Below are 19,573 nucleotides of genomic sequence, written 5' to 3' on the forward strand. Positions count from 1 at the left end.
ACGGGTCGGCCCTAGCCCTGCAACGGCCGCCCGCGGGACCGACGGGCGGCCGCTAGCCCTGCAGCGCCTGAGCGGCCGCGATCCCCAGCGCCACGACCACCGTCACCACGACGAAGACGAAGAGCCGCTGGCGCAGCAGCCGGGGGTTGGCGGGCCGCCGGCCGGTCGACGTGCTGCGCGCGCCGCCGGGCCGGGAGGGCGTGGGACGGCCGTTGGGCCGCGACTGCGGAGCGGACCGGCCGCCGGTACGTGACGGGGAGGACGGCCGCGAGTCGGTGGTGCGCTCGGTGTAGCGCTCCGTGGGCCGGCTGCCGGTCGTCTGCTCCGTACGCTCCCGCTGGGCGGGCGGACGGGCGGCGGGCAGCCCCTGGGCCTCACGGGCGGCGATCTCCTTGAGTCGCATGGACAGCTGGAGGGTGCTGGGACGGTCCTCGGGATCCTTGGCCAGACAGGCCCGGACGAGCGGCGCCAGCGCGTCCGGTACGCCGCCGAGCTGCGGCTCCTCGTGCACCACCCGGTAGAGCATGACCTCCGAACTGCCGTGCCCGAACGGCGAGTCCGCCATCGCCGCGTACGCCAGGGTGGCGCCCAGCGAGAAGACGTCCGTCGCCGGGGTGACGGCCGCGCCCCGCACCTGCTCGGGCGCGAGGAAACCGGGGGAGCCGACGGCGGTGCCCACGTGGGTGAGGGTGCTGGCGCCGGTGGCCCAGGCGATGCCGAAGTCGATGATCCGAGGGCCCTTGGGGGAGAGCAGGATGTTCGACGGCTTGAGGTCCCGGTGGACGACACCGGCCTCGTGGACGGCGACCAGGCCCTCCGAGAGCGCGGCCCCGATGGCGGCGACGTCGGCGGCCCGCAGCGGCCCCTCTTCGGCGACACGGTCGTGCAGGGAGGGGCCGGGCACGTACTGGGTGGCGAACCAGGGGCGGTCGGCATCCAGGTCGGCGGCGACGAGTCGGGCCGTACAGCCGCCCCGGATCCGCCGGGCGGCGGACACCTCGCGGGCGAACCGGGAACGGAACTCCTGGTCCTCGGCCAGATCCGGCCGGATCACCTTCAGCGCCACCCGCTGTCCGCGCCGGTCGGATCCCAGGTACACGACCCCCATCCCACCGGCCCCGAGCCGGCGGTGGAGCCGGAACGACCCGACGATCCGCGGATCCTCGCGCCGGAGCCGCATCATCGCCATGTCCGTCCCCTCGTCCGTTCGACGTGGCACAGCTTACGTATGGACGCCCCGGTGTGCTCATAGGCCGCGCCCTCGCGCGCGGATCGATTGTCAGTGCTGGGGAGGACACTTGAGGGGTGGTCAGGACGCGGGCGCGGAGCCGCGGCCCGACTTCGGAATTCTCCAAATATCCAACAGCGGAAGGGGGATTCGGCCGATGAAGGGTGATCGTGTGGAGATAGTCGTGGACGCGGGGGACACGACTCGGACGTACGAAGTGGTGGCAAGCAGGGCGGGCCGGAGGGTGGAGACGGCGGTACGGAGAGGGGTGGTGGAAGTGAGCGAAGTCACGCGCACGGGGGTGGTCGTCCGGACGGCCCGCTTCATGGCGAGCCGGGTCCTCGCGCTGGTCGAGCAGCCGGTCCCCCTCCGGGAAGACCCTCAGTCCTAGGCCGGTCTCTCCACCCTGGGGAGTACGCCGTGGGGGTACGCGTCATCCTCCCGTAGGCCCGGTATTCGGTACGCGGGCATGACGTCCGGGCGGTGCCGGGTCCCTAGTGTTGAAGTCAAGCGGCGGGTGCAGCACTCGTCCCCCGAGGTCAGACACCCGCCGCTGCCAACTCGACAGGAGAGGAACCATGGCGTACCCGGTTTCGCGGATCACCACCCGTCCCTCGGGCCGCCGCCACCCCCTGGTGGCGACCGCCATGGTCCTCCCTCTCGCGACCCTGCTGGTCGTCGTCTTCGGCGGCTGGGACGCAGTGGTCACACAGGCGTCGTCCGTGGGCGTGATGCTGGGGCGCTGAGCGGCGCCCCGGACCCGGGAGAGCGGCTCGGGTCGGGGACATCCGGCCAACAACCCCGTGGGGACGGGGGTGCGGCGGACGGCAGCGTGCGGCCGGTCAGCTGGGGAGCTGACCGGCCCTCGCGCTTTCCCGGTACGGGCGCGCACAGCGAAGCACGCCCCCCTGGCAACAGCCCCCTCGGTGTCCACGGCGGGCGGCCCCCTGACCGCGGCGGCAGGCGGGCCCCCACCCCCCTGCTGACAACGCGTACGCTCCCCCCGTGGAGCACGGCGAACTCGAACAGCTCAGCGTCCTCGCGCGCCGCGCGGCGCACCAGGTCGACCCCACGTGCCCGTGCGCGCCGCACGCGACCACCGTGCTCGCCGATCGGGACGACGGCACCGTCGTCCGGCACGGCGCCGTCGTCGTCAAGGCGCACGCCCCGGGCACGGATCTCCCCGCGCACCGAGCCCGCATCGACGTCGCCGGGCTCCGCGAGCTGGACGGGATCCTCCTCCCGCCCCACCCGCTCCGCGAGCTGGACGGGACCCCCCTCCCGCCCCGCCCCCGGACCGCCCCCGACCCCGACGGCGTCCGCCCCCGCACCGCCTGGCCCTACGGCACCCCCGTCGACCCCACCGACCCCGACGCCGCCCCCTGGGAGGATGCCGCGCGGCTCCTGGCCCGGCTCCATCGCACCCCGCCGCCCGCCCACCTCCCGATCCCGCCCATGCGCGCGCCCGCCAAGGCCGCCCTCGCCGTCGAACGGATGCGCCGCTCCACCGCGCCCCGACCCGCCGTCGAGACCGTGCTCCGCGCCTGGCGCACCCTCCCGGAGGAGCCGGCCCACCGCCCCCTCCTCTGCCACGGCGACTTCCACCTGGGCCAGCTCGTCCGCGACCCCCGGGTCCCCGGCGCCCCCTGGGTCCTCATCGACGTGGACGACCTCGGTCTCGGCGACCCCGCCTGGGACCTGGCCCGTCCCGCCGCCTGGTTCGCCGCCGGCCTGCTGCCGCCCGAGGTCTGGACCCGGTTCCTCGACGCGTACCGGGAGTGCGGCGGCCCGGCCGTCGGAACCCGTACCACCGACGCGCCCGACGCACACCACGCGCCCGATGCCCACCATGCGCCCCACGCCCACCGCGCGCCCGATGCCCACCACGCACCCGACGCCCACGAGGCGCACCCCGCCCGCGACGCCCGCGACCCCTGGGCCCAACTGGACCTTCCCGCCCGCGCCCTGACCGTCCAGACCGCCGCGCTCGCCCTCGCCAAGTCCTCCGCCGAGAACCGGCCGCTCGACGAGGTGGAGGAAGTGATGATCGACACCTGCGCCCGAATCGGGTCGCTCCGAACCGAGTTGGCCCGGCCCGCGTCCCCATAAGCTGAAAGCACCATTCGAACCGCAGGGAGTTGAGCCGACCATGCAGTGTCCCAAGTGCCACGCAGCGATGCACACGTACAACCGCAACGGCGTCCAGATCGAGCAGTGCAGCGGCTGCCGCGGGATATTCCTGGACTACGGCGAGCTGGAGTCCCTGACCCGGCTCGAGTCCCAGTGGGTGCAGCAGGCTCCGCCCCCGCCCGCCCCGCCGGCCTACCCGGCCCAGGGCGCTCCCGTCGCGCCCGCCTGGGGCGCCCCGCAGCACCACGGCGGACACCACGGCGGTCACCACCAGCGCGGCTTCGGCCGGATGCTCTTCTCCTCCTGACGGGGAGCGGGCACGACGAAGCCCCCGACCGCGAGAGGCGGCCGGGGGCTTCGACGTATGGTGCGCGATACTGGGATTGAACCAGTGACCTCTTCCGTGTCAGGGAAGCGCTCTCCCGCTGAGCTAATCGCGCGGGACGGTCCCGAACCATCCAGGACCAGGTGTTACTGCGTGCTACGTGCGCGATACTGGGATTGAACCAGTGACCTCTTCCGTGTCAGGGAAGCGCTCTCCCGCTGAGCTAATCGCGCGGGACGGCCCATGCGGACCGGATCTTCGGTTGTTCTGCGTGCGCGATACTGGGATTGAACCAGTGACCTCTTCCGTGTCAGGGAAGCGCTCTCCCGCTGAGCTAATCGCGCTTGGAGGTGGAGACGGGATTTGAACCCGTGTAGACGGCTTTGCAGGCCGTTGCCTCGCCTCTCGGCCACTCCACCAGGAGTGAGACGGGGGTTCGGGAAGATCCCCCAACATCGAGCGGACGACGAGATTCGAACTCGCGACCCTCACCTTGGCAAGGTGATGCTCTACCAACTGAGCCACGTCCGCTTGTCGTTTCCGTTTCGCTTGCGCGTCCCGGCGACGTGTTGAACTCTAGCGGATTCCTGGGCCAGCACAAAAACGCGTTTCCGCAGCGTGCTGAGCTGCACAGGGAGCCGGGGCGGCGGAGAGGTTCCCGCGCCGTTCACTCCCCGTGTCCCGAAGGTGGCAGGCAGCCGTCCCCCGATCGGTGTCCGCCGCCGGTCTCGGTGCCCGCCATAGACTCGATCCGTGCACGACCTTGCTCCTCTGGCCCGCTTCGGCGGCCTCGTCGCGACCGACCTGCGGGATGTCACCAGTGATCCCGCGGCCCTGGACTCCGCCGGCTTCTGGACCGTCTCCGCGGACTTCGAGGGCCGTCTGACCTGCGCCCGCTTCGGCGACGTACGGAGCGCACCCGTCCCCGCGCCCGCTCCGGGCGCCTGGCGCGGTCCCGCGACCGGTGACTGGACGTCCTCCCTCGACCGCGCCGCGTACACGGCGGGCGTCCGCCGCATCCGGGAGCACATAGCGCGCGGGGAGGTCTATCAGGCCAATCTCTGCCGCGTGATGTCCGCGCCGCTGCCCGACCCCCGCGCCGCCGACGTCGACGCCCTCACCGCGCTGCTGGCCCGCGGCAACCCCGCTCCGTACGCCGGAACGATTCGGCTGCCCGGGCACGGGGTGGAGATCGCGACCGCGTCCCCCGAGCTCTATCTGCGCCGCGCGGGCCGCACCGTCGAGTCCGGCCCGATCAAGGGCACCGGGCGCACCGCGGAGGATCTGCTGGAGAAGGACCACGCCGAGAACGTGATGATCGTGGACCTCGTACGGAACGACCTCGGCCGGGTCTGTGCGACCGGCTCGGTCACCGTGCCCGAGCTCTGCGCCGTCGAGCCCCACCCGGGCCTGGTCCACCTCGTCTCCACCGTGCGCGGCGAGCTCGCGGCGGGGGCGGGCTGGCCGGAGCTGCTGGCCGCGACGTTCCCGCCCGGCTCCGTCACGGGCGCCCCGAAGTCGAGCGCCCTGCGGATCATCGAGGCCCTGGAGACCGCCCCGCGCGGCCCGTACTGCGGTGGCATCGGCTGGGTCGACGCCGACCGCCGCACCGCCGAGCTGGCCGTCGGCATAAGGACCTTCTGGATCGACCGCCCCGAGGGCGTGCTGCGCTTCGGCACCGGCGCCGGCATCACATGGGGTTCGGACCCCGAGCGCGAGTGGGCGGAGACCGAGTTGAAGGCGTCCCGGCTGCTGGCGGTAGCGTCGGGCGCGTACGAGGCGAGCGGAAAGGCCATATCGCGATGAAACTCTGGGTCAACGGCGGACTGCGCGACGCGGAGGAAGCCCAGGTGTCCGTCCTGGACCACGGTCTGACCGTCGGCGACGGCGTCTTCGAGACGGTCAAGGCCGAGCGTGGCGGGACCTTCGCGCTCACCCTCCACCTGGAGCGCCTCACCCGCTCCGCGCGCGGCCTGGGTCTGCCCGACCCCGACCTCGACGAGGTCCGCCGTGCCTGCGCGGCCGTCCTGGAGGCCAACCCGATGGAGCTCGGCCGGCTCCGTATCACGTACACCGGCGGGCTCTCCCCGCTCGGCTCCGAGCGCGGCGACGCCGGGCCCAGCCTCGTCGTGGGGCTCGGGGAGTCGGGCCGCCGTCCCGACACCACCGCCGTGATCACGGTGCCCTGGACCCGGAACGAGCGCGGCGCGCTCACCGGCCTGAAGACCACGTCGTACGCCGAGAACGTCGTCGCCCTCGCCCGGGCCCGCGAACAGGGCGCGTCCGAGGCGCTGTTCGCCAACACCGTCGGGCAGCTCTGCGAGGGGACGGGATCCAACGTCTTCGTCGTGCTGGACGGCCGGATCCACACCCCGCCCGTCTCCTCCGGCTGCCTGGCCGGCATCACCCGCGCCCTCGTCGTCGAGTGGACGGGGGCGGTCGAGGCCGACCTGCCGCTGGACGTCCTGGAGAGCGCCGAGGAGATCTTCCTGACCTCGACCCTCCGTGACATCCAGGCCGTGCACCGGGTCGACGGTCGTGCGACGACGCCCGCGCCGGGACCGGTGACGGCCAAGGCGATGCGGGTCTTCGACGAGCGCGCGGGGGCCGACCGGGACCCGCGCCTCGGGTAAATCCGGATGACGGACCGGCCCGAGGTGGGTAGAACACCCGTGATGACCACCACTCTGCGGCCGGCCGGGCCGCTTCAGCAGACCCCCGACGGCGACCGGTCCCGCACGTACGACGTCTGTGTGAACAGCCGTCGCGTGGGTTCCGTGCGCCTCGCCACCGCGCCGGGCTTCGGCGCCGGAGCCGGGACCATCCAGGCCCTGAGCATCGAGGAGCCGGACCGCCGCCGGGGCCGGGGCGCGGTCGCCGCGCTCGCCGCCGAGGAGGTGCTGCGCGGCTGGGGCTGCGGCGAGGTCCAGATCTCCGTACCGGCGCGGGCCGAGGCGGCGCTGCGGATGGCGCGGATACTCGGCTACACCGAGCGCGGCAGGAACATGCTCAAGGAACTCCCGCCCGAGCCGCCGGCCCCGCCCTCCGGGATCGAGGTCCGGCCCATGACGCCCGCCGAGTTCGGGCCCTGGGAGGTGGAGGCCCGGGAGAGCTACGCCCGGAGCTGGGTCGAGCGGGGCGTCGCCGAGGACCGGGCCCGCGCCAAGTCCGAGGCCGCCCATCGGCAGCTGCTGCCCGAGGGGCTGGACTCCCCGGGCACGGCGATCCACGTGGCGGTACGGGACGGGGAGACCGTCGGCCATGTGTGGACGGCCGACCGCGAGCTGGAGCCCGGTGTCCACGGGAGCTACGTCTACGGCATCGCGGTCGCCGAGGGCCACCGGGGCCACGGCTACGGCCGGGCCCTGATGCTGGTCGCCGAAGGGGTCGCGCTCGGCGCCGGGGCGCGTCTGCTCGGACTCCATGTCTTCGCGGGCAACACCCCGGCGATCCGGCTCTACGAGTCGCTCGGCTACCGGACGACGTTCGTCAACAGCTGGAAGCCGCTGTTCTAGGGGGCGCCCCCTAGCCGGCGAGCAGGCGGTCGGTGATCTCCTCGATGCGCGCGCGCAGGCCGTCCTGGCTCTGGCCGCCGTCCAACCGCTCGCCGTCGACGACGTAGGTGGGGGTGCCGGTGACCTTGATCGCCTTGCCCTCCGCCTGGTCGGCGTCGACGGTCAGCAGATGCCGTCCGTCGATCAGGGCGGTGTCGAACTCCTCGGCGTCCAGGCCCAGTTCGCGGGCGACGTCCAGGAGCACCGACTCGCCCCGCTCGCCCAGCTCCGCCGTCCTGGCCAGCAGCGCCTCCGCGTACGCCCAGCCCTTGCCCTGGTCGGCCGCCTCCTCGGCGGCCTGGGCGGCGGCGTACGCGTGCTTGTGCTTCTCCAGCGGGAAGTGCCGCAGCTGGACGTCGATCCGCTCGCCGTACTTCTCGCGCAGCGCGCGCACGTCGTCGAGGGCCTGGAAGCAGTCGGGGCACTGGAGGTCGAACCATGCCTCCACGGTGACGGCGGAGGCGGGCGGGGTGGTGGAGTCGCTCATGGGAGCAGTCTCCCAGCCCGCGTGGGCCCGGCCCAACCGGGACCTGGGGAGGAGATCCCGCAGGGGAGACCCGGAGATCTCCCTGAGACCGGCGGCGGAACGTGGCCCCGGGGCCCCTCGCCGGTGCAGGATGGAAGGGACGTATCGCCCTGGCCCAGGAGGCTCGCATGCTCGCCGAGACCATTTTTTCCGCGGTGTCCGTGGCGGGCCTGGGCATCGCCGCGATCACGGCGTACCGCAAGCGTTTCCTCGCCGCGACGCGGATCGCCGCCTATGCGCTGGTGCCCATCGGCCTGGTCATGACCGGGGCGGTGGAGTGGGCCTTCGAGACGGCCTTCAGCCCGACGGCCTGGGCGGGCTTCGGCGTGCTCGGTGTGGCGTGGGCGCTCTTCATGACGAGCCGGGCCGTCGAGCGGCGCAGATCGGGCCGGAAGGCGGCCGAGCAGGGCGAGATGCCGGGCGCCGTCGCGCCGGCCGCGTCCGCGCCGTCGCTCGGTGGCGGACAGCGGGGTGCGACCCCGAAGCCGCAGGCCAAGACGGCCGGGGACGACTTCAGCGACATCGAGGCGATTCTGAAGAAGCACGGGATCTGACAGCCGTGGCGAGCGTCGCCCTCCCGGCCATGCCCGCCACGGCTGCGCCCGTCGGCATTCAGCCGCGGCTGCGCCCGCCCGCGTCCAGCCGCGGCTGCGCCCGCCCGCGTCCAGCCGCGGCTGCGCGCGCCCGCGTCCGACGGTGTGGTGACGTCCGCATCCACGGGGTGTGGTGACGCCCCCATCCACGGGGTGTGGTGACGCCCGCGTCCACGGGTTGTGATGACGCCCGCATCCACGGGATGTGATGAACTGCCGCGGCCGAGGGGCGTGTTGCGGGTGGTCTCGTGGAGGGCTGCGCCATGATCGCCCCGAGATGCTGGATACCTCGCGGGATCAGGTCCCCGCCCCCACCGAAGAGCCGCGCGGTTGTCTGTTCGCGCTGTCCCAGCCGCCGCTGATGATCTTCCTCGCGGTGATCGGCTGTCTGCTCATGATCGCCGCCGTGCACGACCTCTTCCTGCTGTGAAGGTGCGGTGGGGCGCCCCCTGCCGGGCCGGTCGGTGACGGCCGCCGACGGCGAGGGCGGCGGGTCGGCTCAGCCCGCGGCTTCCTTGCGGCGCGCCCGGTACGCGGCGACGTGCAGCCGGTTACCGCAGGTGCGGCTGTCGCAGTAGCGGCGCGAGCGGTTGCGGGAGAGATCGACGAAGGCCCGGCCGCAGTCGGGGGCCTCGCAGCGCCGCAGCCGTTCCTGCTCACCGGCGACCACGATGAACGCCAGGGCCATGCCGCAGTCGGCGGCGAGGTGGTCGGCGACCGAGGCGCCCGGCGCGAAGTAGTGCACGTGCCAGTCGTAGCCGTCGTGGTCGGTGAGCTGCGGCGTCGTGCCCGCGGCGGCGACCAGCTGGTTGATCAGCGTGGCCGCGATCCGGGCGTCGGGGGCCGAGAAGACCGCCGTGAACCTGGCCCGTACCTCCTGGACGGCCTTCAGGTCCCGGCCGGTGAGCTCGCCGACGTCGCTGATGTCGTGGGCCCGTACGAAGGTGCGCAGCGAAGGGACGTCTCCGAGCTCGTCGCCACGGTCGCCCTCGGGCGCGGTGTTCACCAGATCGACGACGGTGTCGAGGGCGATCCGGGTGTCGTGGGGGATCAGCACGATTCGCTCCCTGGCCGGCTGCGGGCGGGCGCCCGCGGAATTGCGCTGACTCTAGCGGCTTCGCCGCGCGGCGCAGGGAGAGGACCGGGAGCGGCCGGGAAACGGGCATCGGCGCCCTCGGCCGCGCCGGCTGCGCGGTGAGGACGCCGATGTCTGCCGTATGCGGTTGTCCGCGCGGCGCCGTCGCCCCGAGTCGGACGGCGCCGTGCGGCTCTCGGCCTGGCTCAGCTGTCGGCCAGGATGTGGGAGAGCTCCGTGTCGAGATCGAAGTGACGGTGCTCGGTGCCGGGTGGCACGGCGGCGTCGGTCCGCTTGAGGAACGACTCCAGGGCCCTCGCAGGGGCTTCGAGCAGTGCTTCGCCCTCGGGGGAGCTCAGCGCGATGCAGACGACGCCTTGACCGTGACTGCGGGACGGCCAGACTCTGACGTCGCCGGTGCCGGTGGGCCGGTGCAGCCCCTCGGCGAGAAGGTCGCGGGCGAAGACCCACTCGACCGTCTCCTCGGCTCCGGTGTGGAAGGTGGCGTGCACGGCATACGGATCGGCCGTGTCATACCGCAGGCCCGCGGGTACAGGCAGTGAGGACTCGCTCGACACAACGAGGCGCAGGTGCAGCTCGCAGCTGACCGTGGTGTTCATAAGCGCCAGGGCCTTTCGCTCAGTGTGCGCTCGGGGATTCGCACGTCGGCGAAATCGACATGCCACCTACGGTGCCGTTGTAAACCCCTCTGTCTGTTTTGTGGTCGTTCAGGTAGCTCGTATGGGGGTGTGTAACTTTGGGTAATACGGCCATACCGGTGACGGCGCTCGGTCCGGTAGGTTATGGACCATGAATGCGGAGAGTGACGAGCGCGCCGGGGGGTCCGCGGCCGACGGGGAGTCCGAGCTGGGATCCCGGGCCCCCGAGTTCATCAAGGCCCGGCGGACCCTGCACCTGAGCTGGCAGGTCGGCGTCTTCATCGTGGGGCTGGCGGTGGTGGGCGCCGGCATCGTGATGCTGCCCCTGCCCGGCCCCGGCTGGCTGGTGATCTTCGGCGGCATGGCGATCTGGGCCACCGAGTTCGTCTGGGCCCAGCTCGTGCTCCGCTGGACGAAGCGGAAGGTCACCGAAGCGGCGCAGCGCGCGCTCGACCCGAAGGTCCGGCGGCGCAACATCATCTTGACCACCGTCGGTCTGGTGATCATCGGCGTGCTGCTCGGTTTCTACCTCTGGAAGTACGGCTTCGTCATGCCGTGGAAGATCGACACCTGACCCGGAAGGACGGTCGGGGCACCGGCTGACATGCGGTAATGTTTGCGGTGCGCCCGGGCGATTAGCTCAGTGGGAGAGCGCTTCGTTCACACCGAAGAGGTCACTGGTTCGAACCCAGTATCGCCCACCACCCGGACCGAAGGCCCGGAGACTGGATCCAGTCTCCGGGCCTTCGGCGTACCCCGGCCGGGGTCACCGCATCCGGCCGAGCCGCTCCCGGAGCCGCCGGGCGTCCCGCAGCCGTTGCTCGTACGTCGCGCCGACCGCGAGCAGGAGCAGACCGGCCAGCGCCGGCGGCAGCCAGCGGGGGAGGGCGCCGACGGCCTGGACGACGTACGGGGCCAGCTCGTGCAGGGCGTCCAGGGCCAAAACCGCGCCGCCGAGCACCAGCAGCGCCTGCAGCCGGAACCGGGCCCCCAGGAGCGTCACCGCGAGCGCGGCGACGCCGAGGAGCAGCGGGCGCGGCCAGTCCGGGTCCACCCAGGCGGCCAGCAGGCTCGGTACGAGGGTGGCCGCGAGACCGGGGCCGTAGGCCACCCAGGACGACGCCTCCGGGTCGCGGCGCCGCCTCAGCACCCCGACGGCCAGCGCGGGGACCGTGACGGGCAGGGTGTACGCCTCCGGGGTCGTGACGTCCCAGGCGGCCAGCCGCACCCAGGTCGCCAGGAGGAAGAGCGCACCCGCCGTCCACGAGGCGAACCGGCGGCGCTCGGGCCGGACGGCCGTCGCGGCGGCGAGCACACCGGCCAGGGCCAGGGTGAGCGCGAGGACCGCGGGGCCGGCCACGGCCGCCGTGACGAGCGCGAGCAGCCCCACGGCCGCACCGGTGATCTCCACGGCCAGCGCGACGGCGTCCCGGCGCAGCCGCGCACCGACCCCGGCGGTGGCCGCGGGGACCAGGAGCAGGGCCAGCGCCGTGGGACCGTCCCCGAATCCGGCGGCCGCCGCCCCGGCGCCGACGAGCCCGGCCGTGACGGCGACGGCCGCGCACGCGGCCACGATCCGGCGCGCGCCCTCCGCGAGGAACGCCACCGCGAGGAAGAGCCCGAGCACCACGCCGAGCACGCCGAACGTGGCCGCGCGCGTGTCAAGGGCCAGAGCGATGGCGCTCGACGCGGTGGCGCTTCCGCACCCGAACGCGCTCCACCCGAGCACCTCGCGCGGCGGCAACGGCCGGGACACGGTCCCTGGGGCGGCGCCCGGCCCCCACCCGGGCCACGGTGAACCGGGAGTGGCCTTCTGCTCGGTACCGCCTGCCTCGACGGCCCCGTCGAGGCCACGCGTCAGCATCTGCGCGCGCGTGGCCGGCAGCAGGGTGGCCGCGGCGGTCACCAGCTGGAGGACGAGCGTCGTGGTGTGCGACAGGGACAGGGCGACGGGAAGGGCCGTCGCAGTGGCCCAGGCCAGGAGGAGGGCGGCGCACCGCGACCACGGGCGGGCCACGGTCACCAAGGCCGCCGCCGCGACGAGCAGGACGAGCGGGGCGGTCGCCGGGTACGTGGGGAGGACCGGGTCCGCGTGCGCGCCCGACCAGACCGGGGTCGTCCGCGCCAGGGGCGCCAGCAGGCCGGCCGCCACCGGCGGAAGCGCCCATGTCACGCCCAGCGCGAGCACCCCGGCGCCCGCACCGGCCAGGCCCGTGCGCACCGCCTGCGGCGCCGACGACCGCAGGACGCCCGCCAGGGCCACCGCGCACAGCACGTACCCCGGCACCTCCCAGTCGCCCGGCAGCAGGGCGCGCAGTACGCCGCCCGCCGCCGCGACCAGTGCCAGACCCGCCACCACCGACGCGGCCACCGCAGCCCGGGCCGCCCGCCACGCCACGGACAGGGCCACCGCCGCGCAGGCGAGCAGCAGCCCACCGGCCGGGAGCGGGGAGGAGACGGACAGCGCGCCGCCGGTGAACAGCGCCCAGCCGCCCAGGACACCGGCCGTCACCGCCGCCGTGCCCCGGACCGCCGCCGGCTTCGCCCACAGCACCACCGCCAGATCCGCGACCGCCGTCGCCAGCGCCGCCCAGGCCAGCGCGAGGGGACCGCCGTCGGCGGCCAGGACCCCGAGAGGCAGGGGGAGTTGAGCCGTCACCACCGCCACCGGCAGCGGGATCCGCAGCCGGCCGAGCGCCGTCCCGTACGCCGTCCACGCGCCCGCCAGCACCGCCGAGGCCACCGCTGTGAAGGCGAGCCCGTCGGTCTCCGGCAGCGCCACCCGGTGCAGCGCGTACGCGTCCAGGACCATCAGCACCATGGACAGGGCCGCGACCGCCTCCGCTGTCGAGCCGAGCCCGCGGCGCAGCAGCACCACCGGCGCCGCCAGGGCCGCGGAGGTCACCACGCCGAGCACGGCCGCACGGCCGCCGATCCCCATCGACCCCCAGCTCACCAGCGTGAACGCGAGGGCCGCGATCGTCAGCAGCACCCCGCCGAGCGTGAGCAGCACGTTCTGCGCGCTGCGCGGGGTCGAGTCGGCGACCGGCCCGCTCCCGGGTCGTGGCGGCGTCGGAGCCGCCGTCGGCGCCGACGGCGCCTGCAGGATCCGCAGCAGCCAGGCACGGCGGGCCAGCAGCTGTGACCTGCGGGCGTCGAGGTGCGCCAGCTCGCGATCGACGAGCACCAGTTCGTCGGCGGGTGGCAGGGGAGAGTTCATGCCCGGAGTGTGCTCCCGGCCACACCCCGGAACCATGCGCCCGGGTACTCAGATCCGCGACTGAGTACGTACACACTGGGGGCATGGACTGGTCCCGCTACCGCTTCCGCAGCGTCTGGCAGTTGGCCGCGCCGCCCGACGAGGTCTTCGCGGTGCTCGAACGCGCCGAGGAGTACCCGCGCTGGTGGCCCCAGGTCCGCGAGGTCGTCCCGGTCGACGACGTCAGCGGCACCGCGCGGTTCCGCTCGCTCCTCCCGTACGACCTCCTCGTGACCGTCCGGGCCCAGCGACGGGACCCGGCCGCCCACGTCCTGGAGATCGCGCTCGGCGGCGATCTGGAGGGCTGGGCCCGCTGGACGCTGACCGCACGCGGCCGCGGGACCCGCGCGGTGTACGAGCAGGAGGTCGAGGTGACCAGCCCCCTGATGCGCCGGCTCGCGGTCCCGGGGCGGCCCGTCTTCCGCGCCAACCACGCCCTGATGATGCGCGCGGGCCGACGGGGCCTCGCGGCGCACCTGCGCGCGGTTTGAACCGAGCGCGCGGAAACCTGTATGGTTCAACCCGTTCCCGGGCGATTAGCTCAGCGGGAGAGCACTTCGTTCACACCGAAGGGGTCACTGGTTCGATCCCAGTATCGCCCACCGGGACAGGCCGGTCCGTCGCGAGACGGACCGGCCTTCCGCATGTCAGGGGCGCTCCACGCCTCACGCCGCCGTCCGCATCTCCGGCCGGAGCGGCCACGCCGGATCCACCATCTCCGGCGTCCCGTTCCGCGTGAACCACGCCTGCAGGCCGCGCGCCTGCGCCGCGTGCCACACCGCCTGCAGGGTGTGCAGCTCCGCCGGTGACAGCCGCTCCAGCCGGGACGCGAACCGCCGCGCCACCGCCCGTACGACATCCAGCGCCGCCGTCGCGTCCGCCGCCGCGTCGTGCGCGTCGTCCAGCTCCACGCCGTACTGCGCACACAGGTCCGTCAGCGTCCGGCGGCCCTTGCGATAGCGGTCCAGATGCTTGTCGAGCACCCGCGGATCCAGCACGCACAGCGGTGAGTTCTCCAGATAACGGCCCAGGGAGGAGGCGCGGTGGCGGCGCAGCTCGCGGTCCAGGATCGTCAGATCGAAGGGCGCGTTCATCACCACCAGCGGCCGGCCCGCCGCGCACTGATCGGCCAGCGCGCGCCCCAGTTCCTCCATGACGGGCGCCGGCCAGCGCCCGTTGCGTCGTAGATGATTGTCCGTCAGTCCGTGGACCACCGTGGCCGCAGGGGGCACCGGAATCCCGGGGTTGACCAGCCAGCGCGTGACCCGCGGACGCCCGCCGGCCGTGTCCTGGACGACGAGCGCGGCCGAGACGATCCGGTCCTGCTCGACGTCAACTCCCGTGGTTTCCGTGTCGAATGCGGCCAGGGGCCCTTCATACCAGTGCGTCATCCCCGAACTCCTCGCACATGTGCGGCAGATGGCGATCCCCCTGCCCGAATCGGTGATACCCGGGCTGTTTGCCCCGTACGCGGACCGGTGACAACACAGATGACGGGGAAGGGAATTGACATGGCGATCGCCCAGCCCGAATCGGGAGGGCTGCCGCCTCAGCGGGCAGCAATGCTGCGCGGCTCACTCGCCACCACCGCCTGCATGGAGACACTCCAGGTCGGATATCTGCATGCGGTCGCGGCGGCGGCGGGCTGTTCGCTGTCGCAGCCGTTTCCGGACAACGGCATCGACTGGCACGTCAGCCACAGCGCTCCGGGCCACACCGTCGACGACGAAGTGACCATCAAGGTGCAGCTGAAGGCCACCTATCAGATACCGCCGAGGCCACCCGGTCCCGCGTTCTCCTTCACCCTGGACAACGACCATCTGGTGAAGCTGGCGCGGACCCCGGTCTCGGTGCACAAGATCCTGGTCGTGATGATCGTGCCGCGCGACCGGGACGACTGGCTGCGGGCCGGGCACGACCGACTGGACCTGCGGCACTGCTGCTACTGGATCAACCTGGCCGGCCACCCGGTGACGGGGCGGCGGCGGACGACCGTGCGCATACCGACGGCACGCGTCTTCGACGACCGGGCACTGTGCGAGATCATGACCCGGGTCGGCGTGGGAGGGAGACCGTGATGCACCGGCCGATCGGCGAACCGGAGGGCGGGGGCCACGGCCCGGCTCTGCCACCGTTCCGCCCCCACCCCGCCCCCGGCGAACTCCCCGGCGGCCCCTGGGCCGACGCGGGGGGCTCGCCCGACCCGGGACGCGTCGACCCGCTGGTCCTCGGCGCGCTGCTCGCCCGGCACGGCTGGCGGCGACGCGGCGGGGCCGCGGGCCGCTACAGCCGCTGGACACCTCCCGGCACGGGCGCCTCGTCCGGCTCCACCAGCCTCCTCGTCCCCGAGAGCCGCGCGTTCCCGGACTGCGAGGACCTGCTCGGCGAGGCGCTCGCCGCCCTCGCCCACAGCGCCGCGCCCTCCGCCAGGGAGGTCCTCGTCGGGCTGACCGTGCCCAGCGACGAGATCCGCTGGTGGCGCGACGTACCGCCGGGACCCGCGGGCACCGTGCCGTGGACCGTCCAGGAACAACTCAGGTCGGCCGCCCGGCAGCTGCTGCTCGCCGGGGCGCTGGCCGTGCGCGGCCGGGCCGGGTACTACGGCGCCCGGCACCGCCGCCAGGCACAGGCGTCCCTGGAGGCGGTGGTCGTGGGGGCGGCGCCGGGCGGCCAGGGCCTGACCGCGTTCGTGCCCGTCGCGCAGGGCCGGGCGATCGCCGTACGGCTGTACCACGCGCTGTACGCGGCGCGGGAGGCCGCCGACTACCAGCGGGCGACGGGCGGGATGGAGGCCTTCGACGCCGCCGTGGAGGCGGGGGTGAGCCGTGAGCTGACCGAGGCGCTCGTCGCCCTGGTGCGGGGCACCGAGGGCGCCAGGATCGCGCTGGAGTGGGCCCCCGCCGCCGGGACGCCCGCGGGGTGCGCCGCCCGGCCCGAGCCGGTCGAGTTCTCGGCGGGCGATCTGCCGGCCCTGCGCGAGGCCGGTGCCCGTTATCTGACCGACGAGCCGTCCGTACCGGTACGGATCACCGGCGCCGTGGTCCGGATGCGCCGCTCGGGCCCGCGCGGCGAGGGGACCGTACGGCTGCGGGTGCTGGGCGGGGCGGAGGTGCCGCACGTCCGGGTGACCCTGGACGAGGAGTCGTACCGTACGGCCGGCCACGCGCACCTGGTCGGGCTGCCGATCCGGGTGGTGGGCCGGCTGGAGAGCCGGGGCGGCTTCCGACGGCTGACCGATGCCACCGGGGTCGTACCGGTCCAGGTCGACGAGGCGGAGCGGGACCGGCTGATGAAGTCGCTCCACGAGAACCTGGACTTCTTCGAGGAGGCCTGCGGCCCGGGGGAGTGACCGCCGGGGGGCCGCCCGGTGCCCTGTGGATCATGGCTGACGTGATCCACAGGGCACCCCTCGGCGAGCTGTGCGGACGAAACCGGAGCGCACCGAGGCGGGCCGAGCCCGTACCATCGGGGGCGACGCGGCACCTCGTCTCTGCCGCGCGTCGCCGGCGCCGGCACCTCGTGTCTGCCTGCGCCCCAAAGGAAAGAGCACCCGTGTCTGATGTCCGTGTGACCGTCCAGTCCGCCTCAGGAGCCGAGGATCGGGCGGTGAGCGCGGGCAGCACCGCCGGCGCGCTGTTCGCCGACGACCGGTCCGTGATCGCCGCCCGCGTCGGCGGCGAGCTGAAGGACCTCACCTACGTCGTCGCCGAGGGCGACGTCGTCGAGCCCGTCGAGATCTCCTCCCCGGACGGCCTCGACATCCTGCGCCACTCCACCGCGCACGTCATGGCCCAGGCCGTGCAGGAGCTCTTCCCCGAGGCCAAGCTCGGCATCGGCCCGCCGGTCCGGGACGGCTTCTACTACGACTTCGACGTCGAGAAGCCGTTCACCCCCGAGGACCTCAAGGCCGTCGAGAAGAAGATGCAGGAGATCCAGAAGCGGGGTCAGCGCTTCTCCCGCCGCGTGGTCACCGACGAGGCCGCCCGCGAGGAGCTCGCCGACGAGCCGTACAAGCTGGAGCTCATCGGCATCAAGGGCTCCGCGTCGACCGACGACGGCGCGAACGTCGAGGTCGGCGGCGGCGAGCTGACCATCTACGACAACCTGGACGCCAAGACCGGCGAGCTGTGCTGGAAGGACCTCTGCCGAGGCCCGCACCTGCCCACCACCCGGAACATCCCGGCGTTCAAGCTGATGCGCAACGCCGCCGCCTACTGGCGCGGCAGCGAGAAGAACCCGATGCTCCAGCGCATCTACGGCACCGCCTGGCCGTCGAAGGACGAGCTGAAGGCCCACCTCGACTTCCTGGCCGAGGCCGAGAAGCGCGACCACCGCAAGCTCGGCAACGAGCTGGACCTCTTCTCCGTCCCGGACGAGATCGGCTCCGGCCTCGCCGTCTTCCACCCCAAGGGCGGCATCATCCGCCGGGTCATGGAGGACTACTCGCGCAAGCGCCACGAGGAGGAGGGCTACGAGTTCGTATACTCGCCGCACGCCACCAAGGGCAAGCTGTTCGAGAAGTCGGGCCACCTCGACTGGTACGCCGAGGGCATGTACCCCCCCATGCAGCTCGACGAGGGCGTGGACTACTACCTCAAGCCCATGAACTGCCCGATGCACAACCTGATCTTCGACGCGCGCGGGCGTTCGTACCGTGAACTGCCGCTGCGCCTCTTCGAGTTCGGCACCGTGTACCGGTACGAGAAGTCCGGCGTCGTGCACGGCCTGACCCGCGCCCGCGGCTTCACCCAGGACGACGCGCACATCTACTGCACCCGCGAGCAGATGGCGGAGGAGCTGGACAAGACCCTCACCTTCGTCCTCAACCTGCTGCGCGACTACGGCCTGACCGACTTCTACCTGGAGCTGTCCACCAAGGACCCGGAGAAGTTCGTCGGCTCGGACGAGGCGTGGGAGGAGGCCACCGCGGTCCTCCAGCAGGTCGCCGAGAAGCAGGGCCTCCCGCTCACCCCCGACCCGGGCGGCGCCGCGTTCTACGGCCCGAAGATCTCCGTGCAGGCCCGCGACGCCATCGGCCGTACCTGGCAGATGTCGACCGTGCAGCTGGACTTCAACCTGCCCGAGCGCTTCGACCTGGAGTACACCGGCCCCGACGGCACCAAGCAGCGTCCGGTCATGATCCACCGCGCGCTGTTCGGCTCCATCGAGCGCTTCTTCGCCGTCCTCCTGGAGCACTACGCGGGCGCCATGCCGCCGTGGCTGGCCCCGGTCCAGGCGACCGGCATCCCGATCGGCGACGCCCACATCCCGTACCTCCAGGAGTTCGCCGCCAAGGCGAAGAAGCGGGGGCTGCGGGTCGACGTGGACGCGTCCTCGGACCGGATGCAGAAGAAGATCCGCAACGCGCAGAAGCAGAAGGTCCCGTTCATGATCATCGCGGGCGACGAGGACATGGCCAACGGCGCCGTCTCCTTCCGCTACCGCGACGGTTCGCAGGAGAACGGCATCCCCGTCGACGAGGCCATCGGCAAGATCGCCAAGGTCGTCGAGGAGCGTGTCCAGGTCTGACCTGGACGGCGCCGAGCTCAGGAGGCCCCCGGGTAGTTCCCCGGGGGCCTCTTCTCGTCCTCCCGCGTGAACGTCTGGATCAGCCAGGACGAGAACGAACCCGTCACCGCCCCCAGCAGCGCGACCCCGCACGCCATCATGCCCACCGCGATGATCCGGCCGACCGGCGTCACCGGGGTCACGTCCCCGTACCCCACCGTCGTCAGCGTCTCGGCGGCCCACCAGAGCGCGTCGCCGAACGTACGGATGGTCGCGCCCGGGGCCCCGCGCTCGCGCTGGTAGACGGCGAGCGCGCCGGCGAAGCCGAGCAGGGCGACGGTGAGACTGGAGTAGGCCATGACGCGGGCGTAGAGGGTGAGCCGCGGCTTGTCGCGGCGGCGCTGGATCTTCTCGTAGATCTTCACCATCTGCAGCGGCCGCAGCAGCGGCAGCAGCAGGACCACCGTGCCCAGGACGTGCGCGCGGACGAAGCGCAGCGGGCCGAGACCGCTGAGCCGCAGCCGTACCGCGTAGTCGAGGACGAAGACGCCCCACGCCGCGAGCGTCACCGCCAGGCAGAGGTCCAGCCAGACCTGGTCGAGACCGTGGGCCAGTACCCGCACCGCGTACCCGGTCAGGTAGAGCAGGGAAGCCACCGCGAGCGGTGCCTCCATGCGGCGGTCCCAGCGCGCCTGTTTCTCCGGGCTCTCGTTCAT

Annotated in this window: 21 protein-coding genes and 7 tRNA genes; 16 read left to right on the plus strand and 12 right to left on the minus strand. The window is 73.1% G+C overall.

Features of this window, described 5'->3' with window-relative positions; all coding sequences use genetic code 11:
* Window positions 1–52: 52 nt before the first annotated feature.
* On the minus strand, window positions 53–1,189 hold the full coding sequence (locus tag ACIPPS_RS25875; RefSeq protein WP_401436467.1) for a protein kinase: 1,137 nt from the start codon (window positions 1,187–1,189) through the stop codon (window positions 53–55).
* A 196-nt stretch (window positions 1,190–1,385) separates the two neighbouring features.
* On the opposite strand from ACIPPS_RS25875, the gene ACIPPS_RS25880 reads away from it, so the two are divergent.
* From ACIPPS_RS25880 to ACIPPS_RS25895, 4 genes are all read left to right on the plus strand, one after another.
* The gene (locus tag ACIPPS_RS25880; protein ID WP_137990476.1) at window positions 1,386–1,619 is read left to right on the plus strand and encodes a hypothetical protein; all 234 of its coding nucleotides are present in this window, start codon (window positions 1,386–1,388) and stop codon (window positions 1,617–1,619) included.
* A 187-nt stretch (window positions 1,620–1,806) separates the two neighbouring features.
* Entirely contained in the window at window positions 1,807–1,974 is a 168-nt protein-coding gene (locus ACIPPS_RS25885) for a hypothetical protein (protein ID WP_362004690.1), read from the plus strand.
* 259 nt (window positions 1,975–2,233) lie between these two features.
* On the plus strand, window positions 2,234–3,337 hold the full coding sequence (locus ACIPPS_RS25890) for a phosphotransferase family protein (protein WP_401436471.1): 1,104 nt from the start codon (window positions 2,234–2,236) through the stop codon (window positions 3,335–3,337).
* Between the two features lie 40 nt (window positions 3,338–3,377).
* Window positions 3,378–3,665, plus strand: a complete 288-nt coding sequence (locus ACIPPS_RS25895; RefSeq protein ID WP_401436473.1) for a zf-TFIIB domain-containing protein — start codon at window positions 3,378–3,380, stop codon at window positions 3,663–3,665.
* Between the two features lie 58 nt (window positions 3,666–3,723).
* On the opposite strand, the gene ACIPPS_RS25900 is transcribed toward ACIPPS_RS25895, so the two are convergent.
* The 5 genes from ACIPPS_RS25900 to ACIPPS_RS25920 all read right to left on the minus strand — a co-directional run bounded on the left by ACIPPS_RS25900 (window position 3,724) and on the right by ACIPPS_RS25920 (window position 4,214).
* A tRNA-Val gene (locus tag ACIPPS_RS25900) sits at window positions 3,724–3,798 on the minus strand.
* A gap of 46 nt (window positions 3,799–3,844) precedes the next feature.
* Window positions 3,845–3,916: transfer RNA gene (locus ACIPPS_RS25905), tRNA-Val, on the minus strand.
* A 39-nt stretch (window positions 3,917–3,955) separates the two neighbouring features.
* Window positions 3,956–4,027 (minus strand) — tRNA-Val (locus ACIPPS_RS25910).
* Between the two features lies 1 nt (window position 4,028).
* A tRNA-Cys gene (locus ACIPPS_RS25915) sits at window positions 4,029–4,102 on the minus strand.
* 39 nt (window positions 4,103–4,141) lie between these two features.
* A tRNA-Gly gene (locus ACIPPS_RS25920) sits at window positions 4,142–4,214 on the minus strand.
* Window positions 4,215–4,436: 222 nt separating this feature from the next.
* Here ACIPPS_RS25920 and ACIPPS_RS25925 point away from each other — a divergent pair.
* Genes ACIPPS_RS25925 through ACIPPS_RS25935 form a run of 3 tightly spaced genes read left to right on the plus strand, consistent with a single transcriptional unit; the run spans window position 4,437 to window position 7,198 of the window.
* Window positions 4,437–5,489, plus strand: coding sequence for a chorismate-binding protein (locus tag ACIPPS_RS25925; protein WP_401436476.1), 1,053 nt, complete (start codon window positions 4,437–4,439; stop codon window positions 5,487–5,489).
* Window positions 5,486–6,316, plus strand: coding sequence for an aminotransferase class IV (locus tag ACIPPS_RS25930; protein ID WP_401436478.1), 831 nt, complete (start codon window positions 5,486–5,488; stop codon window positions 6,314–6,316). Before ACIPPS_RS25925 ends, ACIPPS_RS25930 begins: the two co-directional genes overlap by 4 nt.
* 42 nt (window positions 6,317–6,358) lie before the next feature.
* A complete protein-coding gene (locus tag ACIPPS_RS25935) occupies window positions 6,359–7,198 on the plus strand; it encodes a GNAT family N-acetyltransferase (protein WP_401436481.1) in 840 nt (279 codons plus the stop codon).
* Window positions 7,199–7,208: 10 nt separating this feature from the next.
* Here ACIPPS_RS25935 and ACIPPS_RS25940 read toward each other — a convergent pair whose 3' ends face one another.
* Window positions 7,209–7,724, minus strand: coding sequence for a DsbA family protein (locus ACIPPS_RS25940; RefSeq protein ID WP_401436484.1), 516 nt, complete (start codon window positions 7,722–7,724; stop codon window positions 7,209–7,211).
* A gap of 167 nt (window positions 7,725–7,891) precedes the next feature.
* Between ACIPPS_RS25940 and ACIPPS_RS25945 the strand changes: the two genes are divergently transcribed.
* Window positions 7,892–8,317 (plus strand): hypothetical protein, encoded by a 426-nt coding sequence (locus ACIPPS_RS25945; protein WP_401436486.1) that lies wholly within the window; start codon window positions 7,892–7,894, stop codon window positions 8,315–8,317.
* A 316-nt stretch (window positions 8,318–8,633) separates the two neighbouring features.
* Window positions 8,634–8,786: a hypothetical protein gene (locus tag ACIPPS_RS25950; protein ID WP_401436488.1), complete on the plus strand. Its 153-nt coding sequence runs from the start codon at window positions 8,634–8,636 to the stop codon at window positions 8,784–8,786.
* Between the two features lie 69 nt (window positions 8,787–8,855).
* Here ACIPPS_RS25950 and ACIPPS_RS25955 read toward each other — a convergent pair whose 3' ends face one another.
* Window positions 8,856–9,413 carry a CGNR zinc finger domain-containing protein gene (locus ACIPPS_RS25955; RefSeq protein ID WP_401436491.1) on the minus strand — a complete coding sequence of 186 codons (558 nt, stop codon included), beginning with the start codon at window positions 9,411–9,413 and terminating at the stop codon, window positions 8,856–8,858.
* Window positions 9,414–9,637: 224 nt separating this feature from the next.
* Window positions 9,638–10,051, minus strand: a complete 414-nt coding sequence (locus tag ACIPPS_RS25960) for an SsgA family sporulation/cell division regulator (protein WP_015032345.1) — start codon at window positions 10,049–10,051, stop codon at window positions 9,638–9,640.
* A gap of 190 nt (window positions 10,052–10,241) precedes the next feature.
* Between ACIPPS_RS25960 and ACIPPS_RS25965 the strand changes: the two genes are divergently transcribed.
* Together ACIPPS_RS25965 and ACIPPS_RS25970 are read left to right on the plus strand one after the other, a co-directional pair.
* Window positions 10,242–10,664, plus strand: a complete 423-nt coding sequence (locus ACIPPS_RS25965) for a TIGR02611 family protein (RefSeq protein ID WP_401436493.1) — start codon at window positions 10,242–10,244, stop codon at window positions 10,662–10,664.
* 55 nt (window positions 10,665–10,719) lie between these two features.
* Window positions 10,720–10,794, plus strand: a tRNA-Val gene (locus ACIPPS_RS25970).
* A 62-nt stretch (window positions 10,795–10,856) separates the two neighbouring features.
* On the opposite strand, the gene ACIPPS_RS25975 is transcribed toward ACIPPS_RS25970, so the two are convergent.
* Window positions 10,857–13,310 (minus strand): SCO7613 C-terminal domain-containing membrane protein, encoded by a 2,454-nt coding sequence (locus ACIPPS_RS25975; RefSeq protein WP_401436496.1) that lies wholly within the window; start codon window positions 13,308–13,310, stop codon window positions 10,857–10,859.
* 83 nt (window positions 13,311–13,393) lie between these two features.
* On the opposite strand from ACIPPS_RS25975, the gene ACIPPS_RS25980 reads away from it, so the two are divergent.
* On the plus strand, window positions 13,394–13,840 hold the full coding sequence (locus ACIPPS_RS25980; RefSeq protein ID WP_401436497.1) for an SRPBCC family protein: 447 nt from the start codon (window positions 13,394–13,396) through the stop codon (window positions 13,838–13,840).
* Window positions 13,841–13,879: 39 nt separating this feature from the next.
* Window positions 13,880–13,951, plus strand: a tRNA-Val gene (locus ACIPPS_RS25985).
* 63 nt (window positions 13,952–14,014) lie between these two features.
* Here the strand turns inward: ACIPPS_RS25985 and ACIPPS_RS25990 are convergent.
* Window positions 14,015–14,740 carry a 3'-5' exonuclease gene (locus ACIPPS_RS25990; RefSeq protein WP_401436500.1) on the minus strand — a complete coding sequence of 242 codons (726 nt, stop codon included), beginning with the start codon at window positions 14,738–14,740 and terminating at the stop codon, window positions 14,015–14,017.
* A 120-nt stretch (window positions 14,741–14,860) separates the two neighbouring features.
* On the opposite strand from ACIPPS_RS25990, the gene ACIPPS_RS25995 reads away from it, so the two are divergent.
* From ACIPPS_RS25995 to thrS, 3 genes are all read left to right on the plus strand, one after another.
* A complete protein-coding gene (locus ACIPPS_RS25995) occupies window positions 14,861–15,427 on the plus strand; it encodes a DUF4365 domain-containing protein (protein WP_401436502.1) in 567 nt (188 codons plus the stop codon).
* Entirely contained in the window at window positions 15,427–16,698 is a 1,272-nt protein-coding gene (locus ACIPPS_RS26000; RefSeq protein ID WP_401436505.1) for a hypothetical protein, read from the plus strand. The genes ACIPPS_RS25995 and ACIPPS_RS26000 overlap by 1 nt, the downstream gene beginning before the upstream one ends.
* Before the next feature lie 203 nt (window positions 16,699–16,901).
* Complete coding sequence (gene thrS, locus ACIPPS_RS26005; RefSeq protein ID WP_401436507.1) at window positions 16,902–18,878, plus strand: threonine--tRNA ligase; 1,977 nt, start codon at window positions 16,902–16,904, stop codon at window positions 18,876–18,878.
* 17 nt (window positions 18,879–18,895) lie between these two features.
* Here the strand turns inward: thrS and ACIPPS_RS26010 are convergent, their stop codons facing one another.
* On the minus strand, window positions 18,896–19,573 hold the full coding sequence (locus ACIPPS_RS26010; protein ID WP_401436509.1) for a potassium channel family protein: 678 nt from the start codon (window positions 19,571–19,573) through the stop codon (window positions 18,896–18,898).

This window comes from Streptomyces sp. NPDC090127, assembly GCF_044746945.1.
Taxonomy (GTDB): Bacteria; Actinomycetota; Actinomycetes; order Streptomycetales; family Streptomycetaceae; genus Streptomyces.

Excerpts from the sequence above, each read along its gene's own strand:
- ACIPPS_RS25875 (WP_401436467.1), bottom strand. The coding sequence starts at position 1,189 with ATGGCGATGATGCGGCTCCGGCGCGAGGATCCGCGGATCGTCGGGTCG.
- ACIPPS_RS25880 (WP_137990476.1), top strand. The coding sequence starts at position 1,386 with ATGAAGGGTGATCGTGTGGAGATAGTCGTGGACGCGGGGGACACGACT.
- ACIPPS_RS25885 (WP_362004690.1), top strand. The coding sequence starts at position 1,807 with ATGGCGTACCCGGTTTCGCGGATCACCACCCGTCCCTCGGGCCGCCGC.
- ACIPPS_RS25895 (WP_401436473.1), top strand. The coding sequence starts at position 3,378 with ATGCAGTGTCCCAAGTGCCACGCAGCGATGCACACGTACAACCGCAAC.
- ACIPPS_RS25930 (WP_401436478.1), top strand. The coding sequence starts at position 5,486 with ATGAAACTCTGGGTCAACGGCGGACTGCGCGACGCGGAGGAAGCCCAG.
- ACIPPS_RS25935 (WP_401436481.1), top strand. The coding sequence starts at position 6,359 with ATGACCACCACTCTGCGGCCGGCCGGGCCGCTTCAGCAGACCCCCGAC.
- ACIPPS_RS25940 (WP_401436484.1), bottom strand. The coding sequence starts at position 7,724 with ATGAGCGACTCCACCACCCCGCCCGCCTCCGCCGTCACCGTGGAGGCA.
- ACIPPS_RS25945 (WP_401436486.1), top strand. The coding sequence starts at position 7,892 with ATGCTCGCCGAGACCATTTTTTCCGCGGTGTCCGTGGCGGGCCTGGGC.
- ACIPPS_RS25950 (WP_401436488.1), top strand. The coding sequence starts at position 8,634 with ATGCTGGATACCTCGCGGGATCAGGTCCCCGCCCCCACCGAAGAGCCG.
- ACIPPS_RS25960 (WP_015032345.1), bottom strand. The coding sequence starts at position 10,051 with ATGAACACCACGGTCAGCTGCGAGCTGCACCTGCGCCTCGTTGTGTCG.
- ACIPPS_RS25965 (WP_401436493.1), top strand. The coding sequence starts at position 10,242 with ATGAATGCGGAGAGTGACGAGCGCGCCGGGGGGTCCGCGGCCGACGGG.
- ACIPPS_RS25975 (WP_401436496.1), bottom strand. The coding sequence starts at position 13,310 with ATGAACTCTCCCCTGCCACCCGCCGACGAACTGGTGCTCGTCGATCGC.
- ACIPPS_RS25980 (WP_401436497.1), top strand. The coding sequence starts at position 13,394 with ATGGACTGGTCCCGCTACCGCTTCCGCAGCGTCTGGCAGTTGGCCGCG.
- ACIPPS_RS25990 (WP_401436500.1), bottom strand. The coding sequence starts at position 14,740 with ATGACGCACTGGTATGAAGGGCCCCTGGCCGCATTCGACACGGAAACC.
- ACIPPS_RS25995 (WP_401436502.1), top strand. The coding sequence starts at position 14,861 with ATGGCGATCGCCCAGCCCGAATCGGGAGGGCTGCCGCCTCAGCGGGCA.
- ACIPPS_RS26000 (WP_401436505.1), top strand. The coding sequence starts at position 15,427 with ATGCACCGGCCGATCGGCGAACCGGAGGGCGGGGGCCACGGCCCGGCT.
- ACIPPS_RS26010 (WP_401436509.1), bottom strand. The coding sequence starts at position 19,573 with ATGAACGAGAGCCCGGAGAAACAGGCGCGCTGGGACCGCCGCATGGAG.